This window comes from Pseudarthrobacter sp. rb (assembly GCF_056389225.1).
Map to the genome: position 1 here is coordinate 22,537 of NZ_JBWJAR010000006.1, position 21,449 is coordinate 43,985.

Here is a 21,449-nt window from a genome sequence, read left to right on the forward strand (position 1 = left end):
TGCCCGCACGCGGGTAAGTTCAGTTGCTGACACGTTCCAAAATCGACTTGGCGACGAGCTGCTCTACAGCCCCGGCGACGGCTTTCCGGTAACCTTCGGGTTTGCCAAGCACGCTGCCAACGTGTTTCGTTATCTCGTCCACGCTGACCGGATTAGCGCAGGCTTCCCAGATCGCTGGGCCGATGCCGCTCAGGCGCACTATCTGGTTGTCCAACATGACCAGCAGGTCCCCTGCGATTGAAACCGCATCCCGTGGAGCGGTGCGCTGAATGCAGCCGGCCGGGATCTCTGGCTGTTGGGCGCTTATCGCTGCTGCAGGCGCCCACTCTGTTTGGATAGCAGGCAGCAGACGGAACAGAGGTTCCAGCGCGGCCGGCAGGTCAGCGGACTCGGAATAGATCACCTGCCACACTCCCCCGACGCTCTCGATGAGGCGGCAGAGTGACTGCAGCGGATCCACAACTTCTGCCTGCGAGGAAGACTCCGGGACCAGCGCCAACACGGCATCTGCCAGCGGCACCCTCTCCAGCACCGGAGCCGTATGCCGAGCCCCCTCGGTTCGGTTCAGGAGCACGATCGACTGGATGTAGGGCAAGGCGGGAGCCGGCTGCAACCCAAACTCGTCCGGGGACGCCTGCCGCTTTGGGGTGCCGCCTTCCTGCTTGACAGAGAGTGGCTTGGGATAAGGAACCACGGATCCGTCCCATGCGATGGCCACCGTTTCATCCGTGACATAGCCATAAGTCCTGGCGAGCACGGAGGCGGCCGTGGTCTTTCCCGTTCCTGACTTAGCCACCAGCGCCATTACTGCCCCGGAAGCTGGATCCGCCACCCCACATGCGTGGAGCATGGTCAGCTCACCCGCGTTGGCCATGATGGCGGCAACGGTAAGCCGGGACGTAAGGTTTTCTGCCAACTCCTCGAAGGAGGCCGCTGCGAGATGGAAGGTCGCCCTCGGGTGCTTGGTGGACGTGCTGGTGACTGAGGCGGTGAATGGGCTACTCGGCGCTGGCTCTGGTGGCACTGCCGGTAGCTGAGGCTCCTCGGTGCTAATGCACCAAGCCCACGCGGAACTCATGCTAACACGCTGCTGCCAGTTGACCCCGTGGCCCCATCGGACCACAAACTGCTGCCCCAGCACATTCAAGGACAGCAAATCGCTACCTTTTGCCAATTCCTCGAGCAGGCGCTGCTCCCAGGCCAGCCCTGCGCTTCGAGTGATTCCCACTGCCGTCATGCCCTCAGTTGGAAACGCCGCGGGCGGCTTCGATCAGGCGCTGGGCTTCGAGGCTTGCCAAAAAGCCTTCCAACTGTGCCTGCATCTGTCCTGACTGGTCCTCGAAGGTGGACTCCAGCTCAGCGAAAATGTCCTTCTCGCTCCGCTGGCCATCTATCAGGCCCCAGATGACCGCAGCTGTTCCCTCCAGGACCACCGGCTGGGTTGCGTCAAGGTGCAGCAGGGCAACACGGGAACGGGGTTTAGTGCAGACTTCTGCGACCAGGCCGCCTCGCTTCCAGACCATCGTCAGTAGTTGACCGTCAGGGCACCGGTGAGGATTCGGCTGGTGCCGTCCGGAAGCGTGAGCGTGACGGTCATGGTGTAGTTGAAGGTGACCTTGGTCGGCTGCGAACCCGAGAGGCGCTCATATTGGAAGGACATAGGAAAGTTCAGGGTTTGCCCTGCGGTGATGCCGCCGCCGTAGCTGAAGGTGGCGTTGTACTCATGAGTGCTTGAGTAGGAGGGTACCGACAACGTCACGGGGCTAGACCCGGCTTGGATGGACTGAACGCCCGCACCCGCAGCCACTGTGCCTGTTGGCATGATATTCACGGTACCGCTGACGGCGCCTGTGAAGGTGGTGCCGCTGTTGGTGATCTGGAACCCGGTTGGTCCGGTGCCGGTGTTGTTGGTGCCTGAGCCGGTCCCCGTGGAGCTGACGAATGTGATGCTCGAACCGGGGCCGGTTAGGGCGGCCGTCGCCGTGATGCCGGACGCGGCCGCGGCTGGAGCGGCGATGGCCGTGGCAATCACCGGCAGTGACCAGGCGACGCCCGCAACTACCCGCCGACGACTGAAGCCGTTCTCTTCCTTACCGACTTCCTCGTTCAAAACCTCAGACAACTGTGCCCCCAGAGTAGGTTCCGGATGTGGCTGCCTATTTGAGACCGGCAGCGCACATCGACCGGTTTGTCCGGCCTCGCCTACTCTTGCGAACGTCAATTAAGATTTCTGCAGCCGCCTTGCAAGGTTCAATCAAGAATTCTGCAAGGCTTGCCAAAGGGTAATTACACGAGGGTGATTCCCGTGAACTTCGGCTCGCGCTTCTCCTGGAACGCGCGGAAACCCTCTGCGTAGTCCTCGTTCTTGCAGAGCCGCGCCTGTTCCTCGTTCTCCTCCTGCATGGCCTGCCACAGGCCCAGCCGCTGGTCGCGGATGTGCGCCACCAGCTCCTTGGAGGCAACAAAGGCGCCCGTGGCGCCGGCAGCCACCCGCGAGACGATCTCCCGCGTCGACTCCAGCAAGGAATCAGCGGGCATGGCGCGGCTGAACATCCCCTGCGCCACCGCCTCCGCACCGGAGATCAGGTCCGCGGTGTAGATCAGGTCCAGCGTCCGGTGCATGCCCAGCCGCTCCGTGAAGTACCAGTGCCCGCCCGAATCCAGCGTGGCCCCCAGCTTGGCGAACGGCGAGCCGAACTTCCCGTTCTCCGCCACGTACACCACGTCCGTGGCCAGCAGCAGGCCCAGCCCCACCCCCAGGCAGGCTCCCTGGGCCGCAGCGAACGTGGGCGCCGGGAAGGCGGCCATCTTCTTCAGCAGTGGTTCCACCAGGCCGCCCAGGTACGTGGCGGCGTCATCGTTCTCCGGGGTGACCCCTGCGATGTCCCGGCCCGCGCAGAAGGCCCGACCCTCTCCCCTCAGCAGCAGCGCCCGCACCTCACCGCGTGAGGCGGCGGCAGCAGCGTCGTCGTACGCCTGTGCTAAATCCCGCAGCGCCTGCTCGTCCAGCGAGTTCAGCTTGTGCGGGGCGTCCAGCACTACCTCGGCGATGCCGTTGCTGATGGAAAGGGAAATCATTCAGGCTCCTTCATTGGGGCGGAAACAAACTTAGACGTCGAAGTCGACCGTGACTTCCTTGCTGGTGGGGTGGCTCTGGCAGGTCAGGACGTAGCCCTTGTCCAGCTCATCCTGCTCCAGCGCGTAGTTCTCGTCCATGGTCACGCTGCCGGTGACCACCTTGGCCCGGCAGGTGCCGCACACTCCCCCGGCGCACGCGAACGGCACATCCGGGCGCACCCGCAGCGCCGCGTTCAGGATCGACTCGCGGGCGTGCGTGGGGCTGGCCACCTCGCCCTGCAGGCCGTCCAGCTTGAACGTGATCTTGTACGTCTCCTTGGACTCGTCCACCACCACCGGACGGCCGGCGTGGCCCTCCGGGCGGTCCGGCTTGCCGGACGTGAACAGCTCGAACCGGACGTTCTCCGGCTTCACCCCGCGCTCGGCCAGGGTGTCCCGGCACAGCTGGACCAGCTCGAACGGCCCGCACAGGAACCACTCGTCCACATCATCCGCGTGCAGGGCGGTCCCCAGCAGCTGCTGCAGCTTCTCCGAATCGATCCGGCCGGAGAGCAGCGGCGCGATCCGCTGCTCGCGGCTCAGCACGTGGTGGATGGCCAGCCGCTGCGGGTACTTGTCCTTCAGGTCTGCCAGCTCCTCCAGGAACATCACGTCCATGGCGGCCTTGTTGGCGTAGATCAGGTCGAACCGGGTCTCCGGGTTGGCGGCCAGCAGCGTCCGGGCGATGGCGATCACCGGGGTGATGCCGGACCCGGCCGCGATGGCCACGAAGTTCCCTGCCTCCCCCGCGAGGTCCTCCGGGTGGTTCATGGAGTTCATGACGTTCTGGTCCACGGCCTGCCCGTCCCGGCCGTGCTTGGACACGAACGCGCCCATGGGGCTCATCACGTCCAGGGTGTCGCCCGCCTTCAGCTCGGCGTTGGCCCACGTGGAGAACAGGCCGCCCAGGTCCTTCTTGATGGCCACGCGGATCTCGCTGGTGCCGTCCGCGAAGCTGCGCGGCTCGGCGCAGATGGAGTAGCTGCGGCGGATTTCCTTCGGCTCGCCGTTCTCGTCCGGCAGCGTGGTGCGCAGGGCCACGTACTGGCCGGGCAGGTAGTCGAACTTGCCGGCGAGTTCGGCCGGCACATGGAAGCTGACTTCGATGGCATCGTCGGTGAGCCGGCGCACCTCCTTCACCGCAAGGGAATGGAAGGACGGACGACGGCGGCCGGTCACCTCAGCCTCTTCGGCGGCGGTCTGGCGGACAACAGGCATGGGGGCTTCCTTACAGGACTTTGAAGTAGTCGAACGGTTCCTTGCAGTCCTGGCACACATACAGCGCCTTGCAGGACGTGGAACCGAAGCGGGTGAGTTCCTTGGTGTTGAGGCTGTTGCACTGCGGGCACTTCACGGCCAGGCTCAGCCGGATGGGGCCGGAGTGGCCGCCTGCCCGGGAGTTGCCGCTGGGCGGGGCGATCCCGTATTCCTGCAGCTTCTGCTTTCCGGCCTCGGTCATCCAGTCCGTGGTCCACGCCGGGGCCAGGACCAGGTCCACGTGCACGTCCCCGTAGCCTTCCTTCTTGAAGGCGGTGTAGAGGTCGTCACGGATGGCGTCCATGGCCGGGCAGCCCGAGTACGTGGGGGTGATGGTGACGGTGACCTCGCCGCCGGCCACGTCCACCTTCCGCAGGATGCCCAGGTCCGCGATGCTGAGCACCGGGATCTCCGGGTCCACCACGGTGGCCGCGATGTCCCAGGCCTTCTGCTCCGGGGTGCGGGTCCGGGATTCGAAATCCGAGATGTACACGGCAGTCACCAGCTGGCCCCGGGATGCTCGCGGGCCAGCACCTGCATCTCGGCGAGGATGTAGCCCAGGTGCTCCGAGTGCTTGCCGTACCGGCCGCCGCCCGGGGCTGCGGGCACGTCCGGAACCTCCAGCTCCGCTTCGGCCAGGACGTCCGCCACCAGGCGGTCAAAGTCTTCCCGCAGGCTGGAAGGCGCGACGGCGGCACCCGCCTCGGCGAGGCGCTGCGTCAGGTCATCGTCCTGGAACAGTTCATTGACGTACGGCCACGTGGTCCGCAGGCCGTGGATCATCCGCTGGCGGGATTCGTCGGTGCCGCCGGCGAGGCGCAGGACCCACTGAGTGCTGTGGTCGCGGTGGTAGTCCACTTCCTTCACGGCCTTGGCGGCGATGGCGGCCAGGGTGGCGTCCGTGGACTCGGTGAGGCGGCGGTAGAGCTCGTACTGGTAGTAGCTCACCACGAACTGGCGGGCGATGGTGGCCGCGAAGTCCCCGTTGGGCTGCTCGAACAGCTGGACACTGCGGAACTCATGCTCGCGGCGGAAGTAGGCCAGGTCATCCTCGGACTTGGGAGTGCCGTCCTCGGTGGGCATGCCGGCGCCGGCGTAGGTGAGGAAGCTGCGGGCGTGGCCCAGCTGGTCCAGGGCGATGTTGCCCAGGGCGATGTCCTCCTCCAGCTCGGGTGCACGGGAGATCCAGTGGCCCAGGCGCTGCGCGAGGATCAGGGCGTCATCGCCCAGGCGGAGGGCGTATTCGGCGACGTCTTCGCTTGGCTTGGCGAGGCCGGTCTTGACCTCGAGCGCGATGTCCTCCGGGCGGAGGGCGTTGCCGGGGGTGATCCGGGTGGCGGAGGCGTTGCTGTCTCCGCCGGCCACGCCGGTGGAGATGTCGCCGTGGCCCGTGGTGGGCGCGTCGGGGGTACTCACAGGTGCTTCACCCCTTCGCTCTTGGTGTAGTACGTGGCGTGCCGGTAGTCCTTGCCCTGGGGCGACTCGAAGAAGGAGCCCTTGGAGTCGGGGTCGCTGGCGGCGATGGCGTCGGCGGGAACCACCCAGATGGAGACGCCCTCGTTTCGTCGGGTGTAGAGGTCCCGTGCATTGCGGAGGGCCATGGCGGCGTCCGGGGCGTGCAGGGAACCGGCGTGAACGTGGCTCAGGCCGCGGCTGGACCGGACGAAGACCTCCCAGAGGCCCCACGTGGAGCGGTCGTGGTGGTCCGGTGCGGGGCTGGCCTTGGGGGCTTCGCGGTTGATCTCGACTGCACCGCTTGCGGGGGTTTCCGGGTTGCCGTGGGGGCTCATGCTGCGTATTCCTTCGTCTTCTTTGACTGTTTTGCTGCGTAGGCGGCTGCTGCCTCGCGGACCCAGGCGCCGTCGTCGTGCGCTGCCCGCCGGCGCTCAAGGCGCTGGGCGTTGCAGGGGCCGCGGCCGGCCAGGACTTCGTGGAACTCGTCCCAGTCCAGGGGCCCGTGCTCCCACTTCCTGGTGTCCTCGTTGAAGCGGATCTGGTCATCGGGGAGGGTGAGGCCCAGGACCTTGACCTGCTCCACCATCATGCCCACGAACCGGCTGCGGAGCTCGTCATTGCTGAACCGCTTGATGTTCCAGGCCATGGACTGCTTGGAGTTGGGGGAATCGTCATCCGGCGGCCCGAACATCATCAGGGCCGGGGCGTACCAGCGGTTCACGGCGTCCTGGGCCATCTGCTTCTGCGCGGGGGTGCCGTTGGAGAGTTCAAGGAGGATCTCGAAGCCCTGCCGCTGGTGGAAGGACTCTTCCTTGCAGACGCGCACCATGGCCCGGCCGTAGGGGCCATATGAGGCGCGGCACAGCGGGACCTGGTTGCAGATGGCTGCGCCGTCCACCAGCCAGCCGATGGCGCCCATGTCAGCCCAGGTGCGGGCCGGGTAGTTGAAAATGCTGGAGTAGCGGGCCTTGCCGGCGATGAGGTCGTCCATCATCTTGTCCCGGGACTGGCCCAGGGTTTCCGCTGCTGAGTAGAGGTAGAGACCGTGGCCGGCCTCGTCCTGGACCTTGGCCATGAGGATGGCCTTGCGCTTCAGGCTGGGGGCGCGGGAGATCCAGTTGGCCTCGGGCTGCATGCCGATGATCTCGGAGTGCGCGTGCTGGGAGACCTGGCGCAGGAGCGTCTTGCGGTACGCCGCCGGCATCCAGTCGCGGGGCTCGATGCGCGAGTCCTCGGCGATGATCCGGTCGAAGTGGGCCTGGCCTGCGGCGTCCTCTTCCGGGGTTAGCTCAGCCGGCACTGACTGCAAGTTCTGCGCTGCCATGGTTGCTCCTATGCAAAAACCTGTCGGGCGTCTCGGAATTATTTACCGACCGTTCGTTCAGGATATGCGGGAGCGTGCGGAGGCGTCAAGCGTGGCGCCTCCATTTTCGACGCCCCAGCACTTCCCGCCTCCTTTCCGCCAACGCCCCATCACGTTTGGAAGCCTTCCCTCCAACGCCCCATCACCTCTGGCGCGATGTACCTGGCATGTCCATCCCGCTTCCGCGGTGCGCGACCTTCAAGTCCTTGTTGGCGTCCTGACGTGCCGTTAGGGTCGTGATGGTCCGCTTGTTTTTGCAGTTACTGCCTCCGCCACCCCGACCCGGCATTGAATGGAGCACCGCGATGACCAAGACCCAAGGCACCGGCACAGTCTTTACGGTGGAGTCGTCCGACGGCACCTCCCTCAGCGTCGAGCGGATGGGCACCGGGCCCAGCCTGGTCTTGGTGGACGGGGCCTTCTGCGGGCGCACGTTCGGCCCCTCGCGTGCGCTGGCAAATGAACTGAAGGATTCCTTCACCGTCTACTTTTACGACCGGCGGGGACGTGGGGACAGCGGCGAGACCGTGCCGTACGCCACCGAGCGGGAGATCGAGGACCTCCAGGCCGTGCTGAAAGAGGCCGGCGGCAACCCCTACGTGTACGGGATTTCATCCGGCGCCGCACTGGCCCTGGAAGCGGCTGCAGCGGGAACGCCGATGCAGCGGCTGGCCACGTACGAAGCGCCGTACACGGGCGTACGCGGTCCGGACGGGACGCCCGGGGGCCACCGCGAGCACCTGGAGGCCCTGCTCAGGGACGGCAAACGCGGCAGTGCGGTGTCCTACTTCCTGGTCAAAATGGTAGGCGCCCCAGCCTTCCTCCCCTACCTCCTGCGCCTCATGCCGGGAGTGTGGAAGAAGCAGACGGCGGCCGCGAACACCCTGCCCTATGAGACACGGGTGACGAACGACTTCACGGCGCCTGTGGAACGGCTCCGCACGATTACCGTGCCAACACTGGTCATGGTGGGCGGAAAAGCCGCCGGCCCCATGGCCCAGGGGCAAAAGACCATCGCCGGCGTCATCCCCGGCAGCGAACACCGCGTCCTCGAAGGCCAAACGCACCAGGTCTCCGCCACTGCCATCGCCACCCAGCTCAGGGGTTTCTTCAACGGCGGCAGGTAGCCCGCAGGGGTTGTGCTTTCTGTAGTGCGCCGGTATTTGCTCCCTTTCCGCCCAACGCCCCACCACTTCCTGCACCCTTTCCACCAGCGCCCCATCACTTTCCGGCCTGGTCCCCCACCCCTGCGGGCCGGCGTTGTGCGCTGCTGCGGGTTAGGGACGCGGACCTTCCCTGGCGACACCGGTGTGCGCTGCCGACGCGCAAATCCGCTGGCAACGCGGGCGCGCGTTTTCGCACCCTACATTTGGTCCGCTCAGGGGAATGAACGCAGCGGAGGTGAGGATGCGCGTCGTCAGCAAGCCTGGCCGCCACCGTGGGAATGGCGGGAGCGCCGGCTGCATCCCAGTCGCGACACGGTGAAGAGCCGCTCATGCGGGTCATGGGCAGAGGCAATGCTGCCCGCCGGGGTTGCTACCGCCGCGGGAGGCTATGGGGCTAGCCTGAACCATGGCCACCGACTGGCCCAATCCCGGTCTGCAGCTGCAGGCGGGGCTGCAACCCGAGCTGCGCGCGCTGCCCGGCCTGCTGAGGGCTCTGGGCATGCTGGCCATGACGCACGCGGAAGTACAGCTTGCCACCGAACGAGCCCTTGCCGACAACCCTGTCCTGGAGCGTGCCGAGGGCCACCCGTGCCCCGGGTGCGGCCGGCATGTGGCGTCCGGAACCTGCTTCCGCTGCCGGGGCCGGCAGGGGGTGTCGCGATTCCAGGACGGCCCCGAACCGGCCGTCAATCCGTTCGCCTCGCTGGAAGCAGACGCAGGCGTTGAAGTCCGGCCGGATTGCCGGGAGGCACTGGAACTCGTGCTGGCGCACCTGACCTCCCGCGGACTCCTGGACTGCACACCTGAGCAGATCGCCCGGCAGCACGGCCTGGGCACCGACCAGGTGCACGAGGCCCTTCGCGCCATCCGGGCCGTGGGCCCACCGGGCATCGCCTCCACCAGCGTCGTGGAATTGCTCGCCATCCAGGCACAGGCGCTGGTGGACGCCGGCCATGCCCCGGACTGGCTCCCCCATCTGGTCCGCGGGCACCTGGCGGACCTCGCCGCGGGAAGCACCGCCGTCGTCGTCCGGGCCATGGGACTTCCCGAGGAGCAGGTCCTTGCCGGGCTTGCCATGGTCAGGGAGCGGCTGCGGCCGTTTGTGGCAGTGGACACCAGTGCCGCGGCAGCCGGTGTTCCAACGGCGGACGTGTTCCTGTACCGCCTGCCGGACGGGTCCCTGGAGGTGGAGGTTCCCGCGAGCGCCTGGTTCGGCCTCCAGGTGGTGGACCTCTCCGCCGGCCTCCCCGCGGCATCCGGGGCAAAGCAATGGCTGACGGACCACGAACTCGCTGCCAGGCGGCTCCTGTACCAAATAGACCGTCGCGCCGGCGCCCTCCTCCGCATCACTGAGTGCGCCGTCGGGCACCAGAAGGACTTCCTAAACAACGGCGCGGGACACCACCAACCCTTGACGCGGACCGCCGTCGCCCAGGAAATCGGGCTGCACCCCTCCACGGTGAGCAGGGCCGTGAGCGGCAAGCGGCTCCGGCTGCCCTCCGGAACCGTCACCGACCTGGCGTGCCTCTTCGGCAAGGGCCTGGCCGCCCGCGCCGCATTGCAGGAGTCCATCGCGGCGGGCGGCGCTGCCTCTGACGAACAGCTCCGCGCCGAACTGGCCCGCAGCGGATTCGTCATCGCGCGCCGGACCGTGAACAAGTACCGGCGCTCGCTCCAGCTGGACGCGTAGGCAGGCACCCGCAGGCACTCACGGGCACCGGCGCCCGGCGAACCCTTGTTCGCACCGGCGAAATCCGGTTCGGGCCCGTGCTGCCGGCCGCCGCCTTCGTCCCCGCTTCCGCCCCGCCCATGTCCCGGGCAGGCTCCAGGATACGTCCCGCCCGGGTTGGCACGAATTGTGCAGTAAGAGGGTATGCGGTGTTCCGCGGTGGTGCCTTCCAGGGCACCTGCAACTCCGGAAAGGAAATACTCATGCACGACATCGATAGGGCACTGTTCGAAGGCCAGGACGAGGGCACCTGGGGCGAGGTGATGGATGAGGGCCCCGGCTACTCCTACGAGGACGAACAGTCACCCTTCCAGGGCGAAGACGCCAGCGAAGCCGGGGGGCTCTGGGGCGAGGCCGACAGCCAGGAAACCGACGAGCTTGCCCTGGCCGCCGAACTGCTCGAAGTCACCGACGAGGACGAGCTTGACCAGTTCCTGGGCGACCTGGCGCGGAAGGCAGTCTCAGCAGCCAAGGACTTCGCCGGGAGCGCGGCAGGGCAGGCAGTGGGCAAGGTCCTCAAGTCCGCTGCCCGGAAGGCCCTCCCGCAACTGGGCCAGGCCGTAGGCAACTACTTCGTTCCCGGCGCGGGCGGCCAGGCCGGACGCCAGGTGGGCAAGTGGCTCGGCAGCAAGTTCGAATCCGGGCTCCAGCTGGAAGGCCTGTCGCCGGAGGACCGCGACCTGGAAACCGCCCGCGCCTTTGTCCGGTTCGCCACCTCCACGGCCCAGCGCGCCGCGGCCACGCCCAGGAGCGTCCCCGCCGCCCAGGCAGCACAGCAGGCAGCCACCGCCGCGGCCCGGCAGCACCTTCCCGGCCTGCTCGGCCGCCCAGGCCAGAACGGCCCCGGCCAGCCCGGCCGGCCCGCTGCCAGCGGCCGCTGGATCCGGCGCGGCCGCAACATCGTGATCCTCAACGCACGCTAACCCACCCGGCACCACCCAAACCCGAAGGACATTGCCATGAGCACCAACTACTACGAGACCGAGTCCGCCGCGCCGTGGGCGCAGGAAGACGAAGACGAAGGGAACTTCAGCGGCTACGAGGGCGGATCCGACCGAGAGGAGAACCTCGAGACCGAGCTGGCCATGGAACTCCTCAGCCTCAACTCCGAGGAGGAACTGGACCAGTTCCTGGGCAGCCTGGCCCGCAGCGTGGTGAAGAATGCCTCCCGGTTCATCAAGTCGCCCATCGGCAAGGCCCTGGGCGGCGCCCTCAAATCCGTTGCCAAGACGGCGCTGCCCGTCGTGGGAGGTGCCATCGGCTCCTTCGTGGCTCCCGGCGTCGGGACCGCCATTGGCAGCAAGCTTGGCTCCATGGCCGGCGGGCTGCTCGAGGCCGAGGAAGCCGAAAACATGGACGAATCGGAGGCTGAGGAAGAGGCCGCCCGCCGCTACGTCCGGTTCGCCCGGGCCGCCTACCGCAACGCCGCACGGACCCCCGTCTCCGTCCCGCCCAACGCTGCCGCCCGCGCAGCAGCCACCGCCGCCGCCCGCCGGTACGCCCCGTCCCTGCTCCGCGCCCGCCAGGCAGCCCGGCGCGGAACCCGCAACTACCGCGGCGGCGGCACCCGGATCTACAACACCCAGTACTCGGGTGCCGTGTGGGGCGCCCCGGACGAAGGCTGGGACAGCCAGCAGAACGGCGACGGCAACGGCAATTCCGGGAGCGGCGCGGACGAAGGCCGCTGGATCCGCCGCGACGGCCGCGTCATCCTCCTGGGGATATAACCTGCCGGCGGCTGACGGCAGGCGATCGGGATGGAAACGAACACCATCAGCACCGCGCTCATCGAGAGCGAGGCGGACGGCCTGGTGTCCCGGCTGGACCAGATCAAGCCCTTCGTCATGCAGGAAACCATGGTCCTGGCCGCCGCACTGCCCCGGGACGCCCAGCTGCTGATCGAACGCTTCCTCCATGCCGGACGCCACGAGCTGCGGGTCCAGGTTGCCGAGTTCCTGGACTGGCTGCACGGGGACGGCAGGACGGCCAGTCCCGCCGAACAGCAGCGCCGGTTCGTCCTGATCCGCCTCCAGTTCAACGTGGTGCTGGCCCAGTTCGACCTGTTCACCGAGGTGGTCACCCAGCGCAGCGAGCACTCCACAGGGGTCTGGCTTTCCGGGCTGGACATCCTGGCCCAGGACGCCTTGCGGCTGGAAGGCAACCACGACGACGGCGACGCCCGGCTGGTGGTCTACCTCGCCAGGGGTGCGGGTGCTGCCATCCGGCGGGCCAAGACCCGCCTGCCCGGCGGCAAACCGAACCCGGTGGGGATCATCAGGCTGCCCCGGGAGCGCATGGTGGGCAGCGGGATCGCTTCCTCCCTGGCCCACGAGGTGGGCCACCAGGGAGCGGCGCAGCTGGACCTGTTGACGTCCCTCCGCGCAGAACTCGACCGGCGTGCACAGCAGGACCCGGACGGCGGCTGGGACGTGTGGTCCCTGTGGATCAGCGAAATCGTGGCGGACATGTGGTCGGTCGCCACGGTCGGCATCACCTCCACCGTGGGCCTGCTCGCGGTGGTCAGCCTCCCCCGCTACTTCGTCTTCCGTCCCGGCGGCACCGATCCCCACCCGATGCCCTACCTCCGGGTGCTGATCTCCGCGGCGCTGGGCGACGCCCTCTACCCACACCCCCAGTGGCGCGGGCTGGCATCCGTGTGGCGGGCCATGTACCCGCCCGCAGGGCTGCCGGCGGAGCACCTCGCCTGGATCAGCAAGTGCGAGGCCCACATCGGCGACCTGGTCTCCCTGCTCATGAACCATCCCGTCCCGGCGGCAGGCGGCCGGAAACTGGGCACCATCTGGCCCACGCGGGAGCGGCGGCCCGAGCGGCTGCTCCGCCTGCACCAGGCCTGGGGCGACGACTTCGGCGTCATGGCCCGGCAACGGCCCGCACTGGTGTTTGCCGTCCTGGGCCAGGCCAAAGCCGCCGGCCGCATCACCGCCGAGGAGGAGAGCTCCCAGCTGTCCTCGCTGCTTACCGCATGGGCGGTCCGCAGCAGCCTGGACGACATGGGCGCCAACGCACCCTTGGCCGGCAGCCCGGCACACCACCTCACCACACCAGCACTAACAACAAGGAGATAGCCATGGATTTCAATCGACGGCCGGTTGCACCGGTGTATGCCGGACAGGATGTGGGAATCCGTTTCCAGCTGGAAAGCTCGGACCCCCTGGGCGACTACAACTTCCAGGTCCTGGACGAACAGGGCAGGAGCATCCCCATCGGCGGGAACAAGGGCGGCATTTTCACCAAGACCATGAGCCGGGGCAAGGCGCTCGAACTGAAGGTACGGCTCCCCGAGCCGCTGGAATACCGGGTGCGGTTCCGCCCCAACATGCGCGGCATCGTGGGGAACTGGACCATCATCGATCGCATCGACGTCCAGGCACCCGACTCCGAACCGGTCATCAAGGTGGCCTTGGAGCCCAACGCTGCCCCCAACAGCGGACACGCCCAGCTGTGGGACTTCATCTCCGGGGTCGCAGGAAACCTGACGTACACCAATTTCGCTGCCTTCGCGAAGACCAAGGCCAAGACGTTCGGCTCGCTCCCGCCCTTCGGCGGCCTCACCTACCAGAACCTGCACGCGCTGTCCGTGGAATTCATCTCAAAGGGCGCCCTGGGGAACAAGTTCGATCCGCTCCGCAAGAAGGGGTCCGGCTGGGGGCCCGCCAACCACAGCGCCCAGGCCATCCCCCTGTCCTACGTCAGCGACCAGGACAACGACCTCGCCAGGCCCTTCCCGGACGGCATCCCGAACGGCCAGTACCCTCTGAACCAGGTGCCGTTCGTCGAGCTGATCTACGTGTACTGGCTGGAGGAAGGCATGCTCTTCCAGTCCCTGAACAGGATCCTGGCCCGCTTCCAGAACCGGCGCTCACAGCCGGACGGGGACGCGCTCTCCCGGCTCGCCGTCAGTCCGCTGCTGCCGCTGCGCGGGCTCCTGTGGGGACTGGCCGAGGCCGAGAAGGACCGGCTCTCGCTGCGGCGCCGCGCCGCGGAATACGAGTACCAGTACGGCCTGCAGCTGATCGGCCGCGCGATTCCCCCGGCGGAACTGTTGGTGGAGCGGCGCACCCAGTTCCTGGACGCGTTCCACAGCCTGCTCAATGCCTGCCACCGCTACTACAAGGAATTCAGCGACAAGACCGTGGACGCGGACGCGTTCCCGCTCCTGAGCAACCTGCAGGAACTGCACCTGGTCCTGGCCGCCGGCGCGAACAACCAGTTCGCCGACGTCTCGCTGTCCGCCCGGATTGAAACCCTGGACGTCCAGTGGATGCTGGCCCAGCCGGAAATGCGCGAGTTCCTGGGCGGCCGCACCATGGTCCCCTACCAGGAAGAGTGGATGGGCCGGGTGGACACCATGAAGCTGATGCAGGAATGGTCCGACGCCAGCGTGACCCACTTCTATGACCTGGCCGTCCACGGGGAGCAGCTGCTGCTGTCCGTGCGGCACGGCCGGTGGAACGAGTCCGGCATGACCAGCGATGACGCCAAGAACTGGGCCCTCAAATGGAAGCCGTCCGTCCAGCGCTACATCCACGCCTACCGGGCCGTCACGGGGGCGGACCTCAGCGAGCGCGTGGACACCACCATGCCGTCCGCGCTGCTCCAGCGCCGGCTGGCCCGGAAGCTGGTCCGGTACTAGGGAATGTCCAGATCAGGAGAGGGCTAGGTCAGGAGATGGCCGGGTTACCGGACGGAACGGATTTCACTTCCGCACTGTTCCTGGGCCAGTACCACCCCAGCAACAGGCTGCTCCCGTGGGCGGAGTTCACCACCGGAGAGCCCGCCGCGCTGCGGGAGCTGCCGGCCGCCGCCGAGCTGGCATCCCTGGTTGCCGCGCAACAGCATGCCGACGGCGGACTGGTGGCCAGGTCAGCGCTGCACGGAATGATGGACGTACTGCAGTCACTCCCCCGCCCCGGGGATGTGCTCCTGGTGGATGAGGACGCGTACCCGCTGTCCCAGTGGGCGTGCCGGGCCTCGCTCTCCCGGGGCGTCCGGGTGGTGGCGTACCCGCACTTCCGGCCGCCCGCCGTCGTACCTTCCGTCAAGACCTTTCTGCTGACAGACGGCTGGTGCCAGGGGTGCGGGCGCCCCGCGCCCCTGGCACACCTGCAGGCCATCGCCGCGAAGACCGGGGGGCAGGTGATCGTTGACGATTCCCTGGCCTTCGGTGTCCTGGGCCGGACATCCGGGCCCGACGGCTTCGGGGACGGTACCGGCACGGCACGGTGGCTGGGCTTGTCCCACGACCGGCTGCTGTGGCTGGGTTCGCTGGCCAAGGCCTACGGCACGCCCGTCACGGTGATCACGGGTGACAGCACCACGGTCGGGGTGGTGGCCCGCAACGGCGGGAACCGGATGCACAGCAGCCCGCCGTCGGCGGCCGACCTCGCCGCCGGTATCGGGGCCCTCCGCAGCAGCGGCCTCCACCGGTTGCGGCGGCGGCTGTGGCGGCTGACCCTCTGGCTGCGGACAGCGTTCGCTGATCTGGGTCTGCCGCCGATGGGACTTCCCTTCCCCATTGTTGGAACCCGGGTGGGCTCGCTGCCGCTGGCACGCCGATGGCGGGCCGCGCTCGCTGCCCGGGGCGTGCAGGCGCTGGTGCAGCTGCCCCGCTGCCGGCCCGGCGCCGTGTTGTCCGCCGCGGTGCGCGCCGACCATAGCCAGGCCGACCTGGACCGGCTGGTGCGGGGACTGGCCGCGGTGACGCGGGACAGGCGGGCCGCCTGATGATCGTGGATTCGCACGTCCATGTCGGGACCGCCGGCGTCCCGCTGGGCCCGGCCGCCCCCGCCGCATCCTTTGCGCTGTGGCGGAAGCGGGCTGCCGCCGTCGGAATTTTCCGGGGTGTGCTGATGGCCGCGCCGGGCGGCACCTACGCGGCCGCCAACCGGGCCGTGGCGCAGCTTGCCCTGAGGGAGCCCGGCGGGTGGCTTTGGTATGTGTTCGTCAACCCCGTGGCCGACAGGGGCCGGGTGGACGCCATGGTGGCGGCTGCCCACGCGCGCGGCGCCTGCGGGATCAAGGTGCACTGGTCCGACGGGCCCGCAACGGACGAGGTGGCGCTTGCCGCGGAACGCCATCAGATGCCGGTGCTCTTTGACCCCGGCGGGGACGTGCAGCTGGTCTGCCACCTGGCCGGGCGGCATCCCGGGGTCGCTTGGATTGTTCCGCATTTGTCGTCCTTCAACGACGACTGGCGGGCCCAGGAACGGCTGACCGATGCGCTGGTCCGGGTACCCAACATCTTCACGGACAGCTCCGGGGTGCGGTACTTCGACCTGCTGGAGGAGGCCGTGGCCCGGGCCGGATCGCGGAAGGTGTTGTTCGGCAGCGACGGGCCGTACCTGCACCCCGCGCCCGAGCTCGCCAAAATATTCGCGCTGGACCTGCCGCCGGCTGACCGCGACCTCATCCTGGGTGGCAACGTCCTCAGGCTGACGGGACCGGCCCGGAGCGGGCGCTGTTGCACCGATGCAGGACATGACAGGAGGAAGAGGGCATGGCTGTAAATGTGCCGGCCGCAGGTCCGGAACCGATCAGGGCGCCGGGAATGGCCGAGATAAAACCGGACAACGGACCGGCGATCAGGGGCGGCCTCAACCAGCTGCGCGCCTACCTCCGGCAGAGCGAGGCCACCCGCCGGGCGAGGCCTGGCAGCAGGACGGCCCGGCCCGCATGGATGGCGGGCAACGAGCCCCGACGGGAAGCCGTGTGGCTGATTACCTACCGGCCCTGGCCGCCCGGGCCGGCGCCCAGCCAGGTGCGCATCTTCGCCCACGAAATCGCCGGGGACCGGCTGGTGGCCAAGACCACCAGGGATGACCGGCTTCCCGCCACGAAGGACCTGGTGAAGTCCCGCCGCGAACTGCCGCCGGTCCAGCTGGCAAAATTCATTCCGTTTCCGTCACCGGACAAGCAGCCGGACATGTTCGGGCTCGCCGTGGAGGACCTGGTCCGCCAGCAGTTCGGCAGGATCTATAAACGTGCCAACTACCGGGGCCGGCTTCCGGGGCGGAAGGGGCCGGACGTCCTCTGGCGCGAACTTGGGGACCTGTTCCGGGAACTCGCTGAGGAGACCGGTGACGGGTACTGGCACGAAGTGGCGGACGAGCTGGGCCACGGGGATTAGCTGGACTTAGGTCCCGCCGGTGTCCGTCCTGCGGGCCTGCCGCTGCTGGACGGCACGGTCCGTGAGCCCCAGCATGGTGGCGGCGGAATGGACGTTCCCGCCGCTCCGTTCCACCGCCACCGCCACGGCCGCCTCGGCCGCGCGCTCCTTGATCTCCCGCAGCCCAAGGCCCGCGTCCACTGCCCAGGCCACCGCCCTGGCGAGCGGATCGACCGCGCCGGCCGGGCCGCCGTCGTACGCGTTCTGGCCCTGGTCCGCTCCCGGGTGACCTGCCTGGGGCCTGTCCTCGCGGGGAAGGTCGCCCGGGGTGATGGCCCCCGGGCCGACGTGCCGCGCCGCGATGCGGAAGGCCAGCTGCCGGAGGTCGCGCAGGTTGCCGGGGTAGCTGCGGCGGAGCAGGACGTCCTGGACAGCCGGATCCACGTCCGGATCGCTCCGGGCGCCGGTGGCCTCCCGGCAAAACCGGGCGAAGAGGCACAGGATGTCCTCCAGCCGGTCCCGCAGCGGGGGCATGGTCACCACCGAGGCGGCAATGCGGTGGTAGAGGTCGGTGCGGAAACTGCCGGCGGTGACTTCACATGCCAGGTCGCGGTTGGTGGCGCAGATGAGCCGGAATTTGCTGTGCAGCCACCTGTCGCCGCCCACGCGTTTGTAGGTGCCTTCCTGGACCACGCGGAGCAGCTCGGGCTGGAGTTCCAAGGGGAGTTCGCCCACCTCGTCGAGGAACAGCGAGCCCTGGTCTGCACCGGAGCAGGCGCCGGTCCGCACGCTCACCGCGCCCGTGAAGGCGCCGCGTTCGTGGCCGAACAACTCGCTGCCCATCAGCGTGGGGACGATGGTGGTGCAGTCCACCACCACCAGGTTGCCGCGCTGGCTGCTGACCGCGTGCGCCACCCGGGCCGCCAACTCCTTGCCGGTCCCCGTCTCCCCCTGGATCAGGATGGGTGCGTTCCCGAACTTCGCAGCCACCACCAGGTCCCGGAGCGCGGACCGCAGCGCCGGGCTTTGCCCCGCGAGCTTGTCCCGGACCGGAACGGAGTCGATGACCGTTTCCACATCCTCGATCCGCTGCAGCCAAGCCGCCACCGGCTCCACCTGGCCGTGCCAGGCCATGCATTCCACCGCACCCGCCTCAAGCACCGGCCAGGGTTTCAGCCTTCCGTCCGGCGGCCCGAACACCAGCACCCTGCACCTGCCGTATTCCGCCATCCCCAGGGCCGAGACCAGGTCCTGGGACTGCGCCCCGGCAAAGATAATGCCGGCGGTGGCGGCAGTTTCGGGAGCATCCGCCAGCTGCAGGGGGACGTGTGCGGCACTGAGGGTTTCGATGGCCTCACTGGCCCAGGCCTGCCGGCCACTGAGGTCCATCACCCACGGCATAGAGCCCCTCGCAGTTCCTCTGCCGGCACTTCGCCTGCGCAACGAAGCTGACCATGCCCGGCGTTACAGCCCCGTTACTGCTGCTGCCACTGCCCCTGCGCCAGAGGATCTTGCGCCAATCTTTCAGGAAAAACCGCGGGTTGCTGATGGTTTTTCACGCATGATCAGGGTCAACGGATGAGGAGTCAGATAACACCATGACCGACCACAGCGTCCCTGACGGGCCCGGTGTCCCCGCCAGCGGCGGCACCCTGGTGATCCGCACGTGGACCGAGCCCGACGGCGAACACGGCTTCCGCGCGCGTGTCACCTACAGCGAGGGGTCCGGGCAGCATGGCAGCCTCTCCACGGTGGACCGGGAGGAAGTCCTCCACGCTGTGCGTCAGTGGCTGGCTGCCCAGGACGGGTGAATACCGCGCGGGTGGATACCCCATCTGCACGGCGTCGATGAGTCTGGTGAGCGCTTCCGATGGCAGGACGCCCAGGTCCCTGCGCAGGGCCGCCGTGTAGTTCCCGTAGGCGTGCAGAGCGGAAACAGGGTTCCCCATTTCCAGTTCCGCGGTGACCAGGGCCCGCACCGCGCTCTCGTAAAGGGGTTCGATTTCCAAAGCAGCGCCCGCCGCTTCCGCAGCGCCGCCGCAGTCCCCCGCCTGCAGCAGTGAACGTGCCAGGAGCGTCAGGGCGCGCAGCCGGTCCTGCTGCAGCCGGCTTTGCTCGAACAGTACCCAGTCCTCGTACCAGCCGGGCAGCAGCTCAGCGTCCCGCAGGTCCAGCAGGGCCTTCGTGGCGGCCCCGTTTCCTGCCGGGCTGTCCTGGAGCAGGGCCCGCACCCGGTAGAGATCCACCTGCACCGACGGGTCCAGGGCCAGCACCGATCCGTCCTTTGCCAACATGCCGGGGATCTGGCGCGTGACCAGGTGCACGCTCACCCTGAGGCTCTCCAGTGCCCGCGGCTCGGGGCAGTCCGGCCAGAGGAGCCCGGCAACGTAGTTCCGCACCCTGGGGCCGCGGATGGCAAGCACGGCGATCAGGCGCTGCTGGCGGACGGCAACATGGACAATTTCTCCGTCGCGGCGCAGTTGCCAACACCGGAGCAGGTCCAATTCCACATGTCCACAGCCACCACCGCCCACGGGACACCTCAGCCGGGTTGAAGTACCTGAACTACGTAGAAATGAGGATCCTCAGCTTGAAAATGAATGTCAATGTGGCGGGGCCCCTAATCGGGTTGGGAGGGCGGGCTCTCGAAAGCTCATGCGATGCGCACATTCCGTGTCGACGCGGACGCTCCTTTCCGCAGCCCACTTCCCCGGTTCGAAAAGGAACGTATGGGTCGGTGGGGACCATGCGCGCCACGGAGCGTGCGGGCGTCAAGCGGCAACTGGCCCCGTAGGCCCCTGGCAGCCGGGCAGCCAAAAACCTATTTCCCCTGCCAAAAGCACCGGCTACGTTGTGGAATGCCCGAATGTACCCGGACTGGCCGTCTGGTCGGGCAGCAACAAGGACCCCGCCTTCGGGACCTTGGAGGTTCTTTTGACCAGCACCCACATGGACGTACGGTTCATGCCAGCCAGAGGGTCCTCCTTCATGGATGCCTTCAGCATCGGCAATTGAATCGGGCACGCCGGGGATGCGGGCTTTCCTGCGGGAATCCCTATTGATCCTCCGGTGCTTGCCCAATACGTTGGTCTCACCCCGGCGGAGAATGGCCGGATGGGCGCATCAGGCAGAGGCGCGTCATTGGAGGGAGACCACATGCCGGCACGAAAGCGGGCCGCGTCCATTGTATTGGCCGTGCTGGTGTGTGCCGGGCTTGCCGGATGCGAAACAAGACCCCCAGCGCCCGACATTCCCGAGGTCACAGACTCAAGGACTGTGCACTTCACTGCCGCCGGCGATACGGGCCTCGAAGAAGGCGCCGAGGCTGTACTCGACAAAATCAAGGAGCTGGCGCCGGATTTCAACCTCCATCTCGGCGACATAGCCTACTCCGATGCTCCGGAGCAGCAGTTCTGCGACATGGTGACCGGAAAGCTGGGCACCGAATTTCCGTACCAGCTGATTGCCGGAAACCATGAAAGCGACGGCCTGCAGGGCGACATCGACAAGTTCGCGCAGTGCCTGCCGAACAAGCTGCAAGGCATCCACGGTGAATACGCCAAACAGTGGTACGTGGACTTGCCGCAGGAAAACCCCCTGGTACGGGTCATCCTGCTGTCCCCCGGGATTCCTTTCGCCGGCGGGGATGAACTGGACTATTCAGAAGGCAGTGACCGCTGGAAGTGGACGGAAGGCGCCATCGATGGGGCCCGGGACGCGAAGATTCCCTGGACGGTTGTCGGCATGCACACCCCCTGCTTCAGCATTGGGCGCTACAGCTGCGACGCCGGGCGGGAACTGACCGAGATGATGATCCGGAAAAAGGTGGATCTCGTCCTCAACGGCCACGAACACGTCTACCAACGGACCCACCAGCTGGCCACCAGCGTCAGTTGCCGCCAGATGGCAGCGAGACGCGACTGCATGGCTGATACGGACGACTCCCTAACTAAAGGCAAGGGCACCGTTTTTGTCACCTCAGGCCTGGGCGGCAGGAACATCAGGAACATCAACACCAAGGACGAGGAGAAGCCGTACTTCACGGCCTGGTCCGGCAGTAACGCGGATCCGGCAATGGGAACGGTGGACGTCCGGCTGAACAGCTCCCGAATGGATGTGAAGTTCGTGCCCGCCACGGGGTACACCTTCACGGATTCGTTCAGTATCTCCAAGTGACCCATGCCAGGCCCGACGGCGGACGCCCCCGCCGCGCTCCGCCGTCGCGCCCTTACCGCT

At 67.6% G+C, this 21,449-nt stretch carries 21 protein-coding genes; 10 read left to right on the top strand and 11 right to left on the bottom strand.

The window, feature by feature from the left end; all coding sequences use genetic code 11:
* Nucleotides 1-19: 19 nt before the first annotated feature.
* The 9 genes from ACWRN3_RS09710 to paaA form a co-directional block, all read right to left on the bottom strand.
* Nucleotides 20-1,237 carry a hypothetical protein gene (locus tag ACWRN3_RS09710; RefSeq protein ID WP_476740492.1) on the bottom strand — a complete coding sequence of 406 codons (1,218 nt, stop codon included), beginning with the start codon at nt 1,235-1,237 and terminating at the stop codon, nt 20-22.
* Between the two features lie 4 nt (nt 1,238-1,241).
* The gene (locus tag ACWRN3_RS09715) at nt 1,242-1,523 is read right to left on the bottom strand and encodes a PqqD family protein (RefSeq protein ID WP_476740493.1); all 282 of its coding nucleotides are present in this window, start codon (nt 1,521-1,523) and stop codon (nt 1,242-1,244) included.
* A gap of 2 nt (nt 1,524-1,525) precedes the next feature.
* Complete coding sequence (locus tag ACWRN3_RS09720) at nt 1,526-2,110, bottom strand: hypothetical protein (RefSeq protein WP_476740494.1); 585 nt, start codon at nt 2,108-2,110, stop codon at nt 1,526-1,528.
* A 176-nt stretch (nt 2,111-2,286) separates the two neighbouring features.
* Nucleotides 2,287-3,078: an enoyl-CoA hydratase/isomerase family protein gene (locus tag ACWRN3_RS09725; RefSeq protein WP_476740495.1), complete on the bottom strand. Its 792-nt coding sequence runs from the start codon at nt 3,076-3,078 to the stop codon at nt 2,287-2,289.
* Between the two features lie 30 nt (nt 3,079-3,108).
* Entirely contained in the window at nt 3,109-4,335 is a 1,227-nt protein-coding gene (paaE, locus tag ACWRN3_RS09730) for a 1,2-phenylacetyl-CoA epoxidase subunit PaaE (protein ID WP_476740496.1), read from the bottom strand.
* Between the two features lie 10 nt (nt 4,336-4,345).
* Nucleotides 4,346-4,867 carry a 1,2-phenylacetyl-CoA epoxidase subunit PaaD gene (gene paaD, locus ACWRN3_RS09735; RefSeq protein WP_275179827.1) on the bottom strand — a complete coding sequence of 174 codons (522 nt, stop codon included), beginning with the start codon at nt 4,865-4,867 and terminating at the stop codon, nt 4,346-4,348.
* A 5-nt stretch (nt 4,868-4,872) separates the two neighbouring features.
* The gene (gene paaC / locus ACWRN3_RS09740) at nt 4,873-5,790 is read right to left on the bottom strand and encodes a 1,2-phenylacetyl-CoA epoxidase subunit PaaC (protein ID WP_476740497.1); all 918 of its coding nucleotides are present in this window, start codon (nt 5,788-5,790) and stop codon (nt 4,873-4,875) included.
* Nucleotides 5,787-6,164, bottom strand: a complete 378-nt coding sequence (gene paaB / locus ACWRN3_RS09745; protein WP_224026871.1) for a 1,2-phenylacetyl-CoA epoxidase subunit PaaB — start codon at nt 6,162-6,164, stop codon at nt 5,787-5,789. Before paaB ends, paaC begins: the two co-directional genes overlap by 4 nt.
* The gene (paaA, locus tag ACWRN3_RS09750; RefSeq protein ID WP_224026872.1) at nt 6,161-7,153 is read right to left on the bottom strand and encodes a 1,2-phenylacetyl-CoA epoxidase subunit PaaA; all 993 of its coding nucleotides are present in this window, start codon (nt 7,151-7,153) and stop codon (nt 6,161-6,163) included. The genes paaB and paaA overlap by 4 nt, the downstream gene beginning before the upstream one ends.
* A gap of 344 nt (nt 7,154-7,497) precedes the next feature.
* Between paaA and ACWRN3_RS09755 the strand changes: the two genes are divergently transcribed.
* The 9 genes from ACWRN3_RS09755 (at nt 7,498) to ACWRN3_RS09795 (ending at nt 17,234) form a co-directional block, all read left to right on the top strand.
* A complete protein-coding gene (locus tag ACWRN3_RS09755) occupies nt 7,498-8,319 on the top strand; it encodes an alpha/beta fold hydrolase (RefSeq protein ID WP_476740498.1) in 822 nt (273 codons plus the stop codon).
* A 445-nt stretch (nt 8,320-8,764) separates the two neighbouring features.
* Nucleotides 8,765-10,048 (top strand): RNA polymerase factor sigma-54, encoded by a 1,284-nt coding sequence (locus ACWRN3_RS09760; protein WP_476740499.1) that lies wholly within the window; start codon nt 8,765-8,767, stop codon nt 10,046-10,048.
* A gap of 242 nt (nt 10,049-10,290) precedes the next feature.
* Nucleotides 10,291-11,010, top strand: a complete 720-nt coding sequence (locus ACWRN3_RS09765) for a hypothetical protein (RefSeq protein ID WP_476740500.1) — start codon at nt 10,291-10,293, stop codon at nt 11,008-11,010.
* Nucleotides 11,011-11,046: 36 nt separating this feature from the next.
* The gene (locus ACWRN3_RS09770) at nt 11,047-11,814 is read left to right on the top strand and encodes a hypothetical protein (protein WP_476740501.1); all 768 of its coding nucleotides are present in this window, start codon (nt 11,047-11,049) and stop codon (nt 11,812-11,814) included.
* A gap of 30 nt (nt 11,815-11,844) precedes the next feature.
* Nucleotides 11,845-13,173: a hypothetical protein gene (locus ACWRN3_RS09775; RefSeq protein WP_476740502.1), complete on the top strand. Its 1,329-nt coding sequence runs from the start codon at nt 11,845-11,847 to the stop codon at nt 13,171-13,173.
* Between the two features lie 2 nt (nt 13,174-13,175).
* Nucleotides 13,176-14,741: a hypothetical protein gene (locus ACWRN3_RS09780; protein WP_476740503.1), complete on the top strand. Its 1,566-nt coding sequence runs from the start codon at nt 13,176-13,178 to the stop codon at nt 14,739-14,741.
* A 35-nt stretch (nt 14,742-14,776) separates the two neighbouring features.
* Nucleotides 14,777-15,832, top strand: a complete 1,056-nt coding sequence (locus tag ACWRN3_RS09785; RefSeq protein WP_476740504.1) for a hypothetical protein — start codon at nt 14,777-14,779, stop codon at nt 15,830-15,832.
* On the top strand, nt 15,832-16,614 hold the full coding sequence (locus ACWRN3_RS09790) for an amidohydrolase family protein (protein WP_476740505.1): 783 nt from the start codon (nt 15,832-15,834) through the stop codon (nt 16,612-16,614). Before ACWRN3_RS09785 ends, ACWRN3_RS09790 begins: the two co-directional genes overlap by 1 nt.
* On the top strand, nt 16,605-17,234 hold the full coding sequence (locus ACWRN3_RS09795) for a hypothetical protein (RefSeq protein ID WP_476740506.1): 630 nt from the start codon (nt 16,605-16,607) through the stop codon (nt 17,232-17,234). The genes ACWRN3_RS09790 and ACWRN3_RS09795 overlap by 10 nt, the downstream gene beginning before the upstream one ends.
* A gap of 6 nt (nt 17,235-17,240) precedes the next feature.
* Here ACWRN3_RS09795 and ACWRN3_RS09800 read toward each other — a convergent pair whose 3' ends face one another.
* Nucleotides 17,241-18,614, bottom strand: coding sequence for a sigma-54-dependent transcriptional regulator (locus ACWRN3_RS09800; protein ID WP_476740507.1), 1,374 nt, complete (start codon nt 18,612-18,614; stop codon nt 17,241-17,243).
* Nucleotides 18,615-18,799: 185 nt separating this feature from the next.
* A complete protein-coding gene (locus ACWRN3_RS09805) occupies nt 18,800-19,723 on the bottom strand; it encodes an AfsR/SARP family transcriptional regulator (RefSeq protein WP_476740508.1) in 924 nt (307 codons plus the stop codon).
* A gap of 766 nt (nt 19,724-20,489) precedes the next feature.
* On the opposite strand from ACWRN3_RS09805, the gene ACWRN3_RS09810 reads away from it, so the two are divergent.
* On the top strand, nt 20,490-21,389 hold the full coding sequence (locus ACWRN3_RS09810; RefSeq protein WP_476740509.1) for a metallophosphoesterase: 900 nt from the start codon (nt 20,490-20,492) through the stop codon (nt 21,387-21,389).
* The last annotated feature ends 60 nt before the right edge of the window (nt 21,390-21,449 follow it).

Excerpts from the sequence above, each read along its gene's own strand:
- paaB (WP_224026871.1), bottom strand. The coding sequence starts at position 6,164 with ATGAGCCCCCACGGCAACCCGGAAACCCCCGCAAGCGGTGCAGTCGAG.
- ACWRN3_RS09715 (WP_476740493.1), bottom strand. The coding sequence starts at position 1,523 with ATGGTCTGGAAGCGAGGCGGCCTGGTCGCAGAAGTCTGCACTAAACCC.
- ACWRN3_RS09770 (WP_476740501.1), top strand. The coding sequence starts at position 11,047 with ATGAGCACCAACTACTACGAGACCGAGTCCGCCGCGCCGTGGGCGCAG.
- ACWRN3_RS09765 (WP_476740500.1), top strand. The coding sequence starts at position 10,291 with ATGCACGACATCGATAGGGCACTGTTCGAAGGCCAGGACGAGGGCACC.
- ACWRN3_RS09775 (WP_476740502.1), top strand. The coding sequence starts at position 11,845 with ATGGAAACGAACACCATCAGCACCGCGCTCATCGAGAGCGAGGCGGAC.
- ACWRN3_RS09790 (WP_476740505.1), top strand. The coding sequence starts at position 15,832 with ATGATCGTGGATTCGCACGTCCATGTCGGGACCGCCGGCGTCCCGCTG.
- ACWRN3_RS09710 (WP_476740492.1), bottom strand. The coding sequence starts at position 1,237 with ATGACGGCAGTGGGAATCACTCGAAGCGCAGGGCTGGCCTGGGAGCAG.
- ACWRN3_RS09800 (WP_476740507.1), bottom strand. The coding sequence starts at position 18,614 with ATGCCGTGGGTGATGGACCTCAGTGGCCGGCAGGCCTGGGCCAGTGAG.
- ACWRN3_RS09760 (WP_476740499.1), top strand. The coding sequence starts at position 8,765 with ATGGCCACCGACTGGCCCAATCCCGGTCTGCAGCTGCAGGCGGGGCTG.
- ACWRN3_RS09785 (WP_476740504.1), top strand. The coding sequence starts at position 14,777 with ATGGCCGGGTTACCGGACGGAACGGATTTCACTTCCGCACTGTTCCTG.
- paaE (WP_476740496.1), bottom strand. The coding sequence starts at position 4,335 with ATGCCTGTTGTCCGCCAGACCGCCGCCGAAGAGGCTGAGGTGACCGGC.
- ACWRN3_RS09755 (WP_476740498.1), top strand. The coding sequence starts at position 7,498 with ATGACCAAGACCCAAGGCACCGGCACAGTCTTTACGGTGGAGTCGTCC.
- ACWRN3_RS09795 (WP_476740506.1), top strand. The coding sequence starts at position 16,605 with ATGGCTGTAAATGTGCCGGCCGCAGGTCCGGAACCGATCAGGGCGCCG.
- ACWRN3_RS09780 (WP_476740503.1), top strand. The coding sequence starts at position 13,176 with ATGGATTTCAATCGACGGCCGGTTGCACCGGTGTATGCCGGACAGGAT.
- paaA (WP_224026872.1), bottom strand. The coding sequence starts at position 7,153 with ATGGCAGCGCAGAACTTGCAGTCAGTGCCGGCTGAGCTAACCCCGGAA.
- ACWRN3_RS09725 (WP_476740495.1), bottom strand. The coding sequence starts at position 3,078 with ATGATTTCCCTTTCCATCAGCAACGGCATCGCCGAGGTAGTGCTGGAC.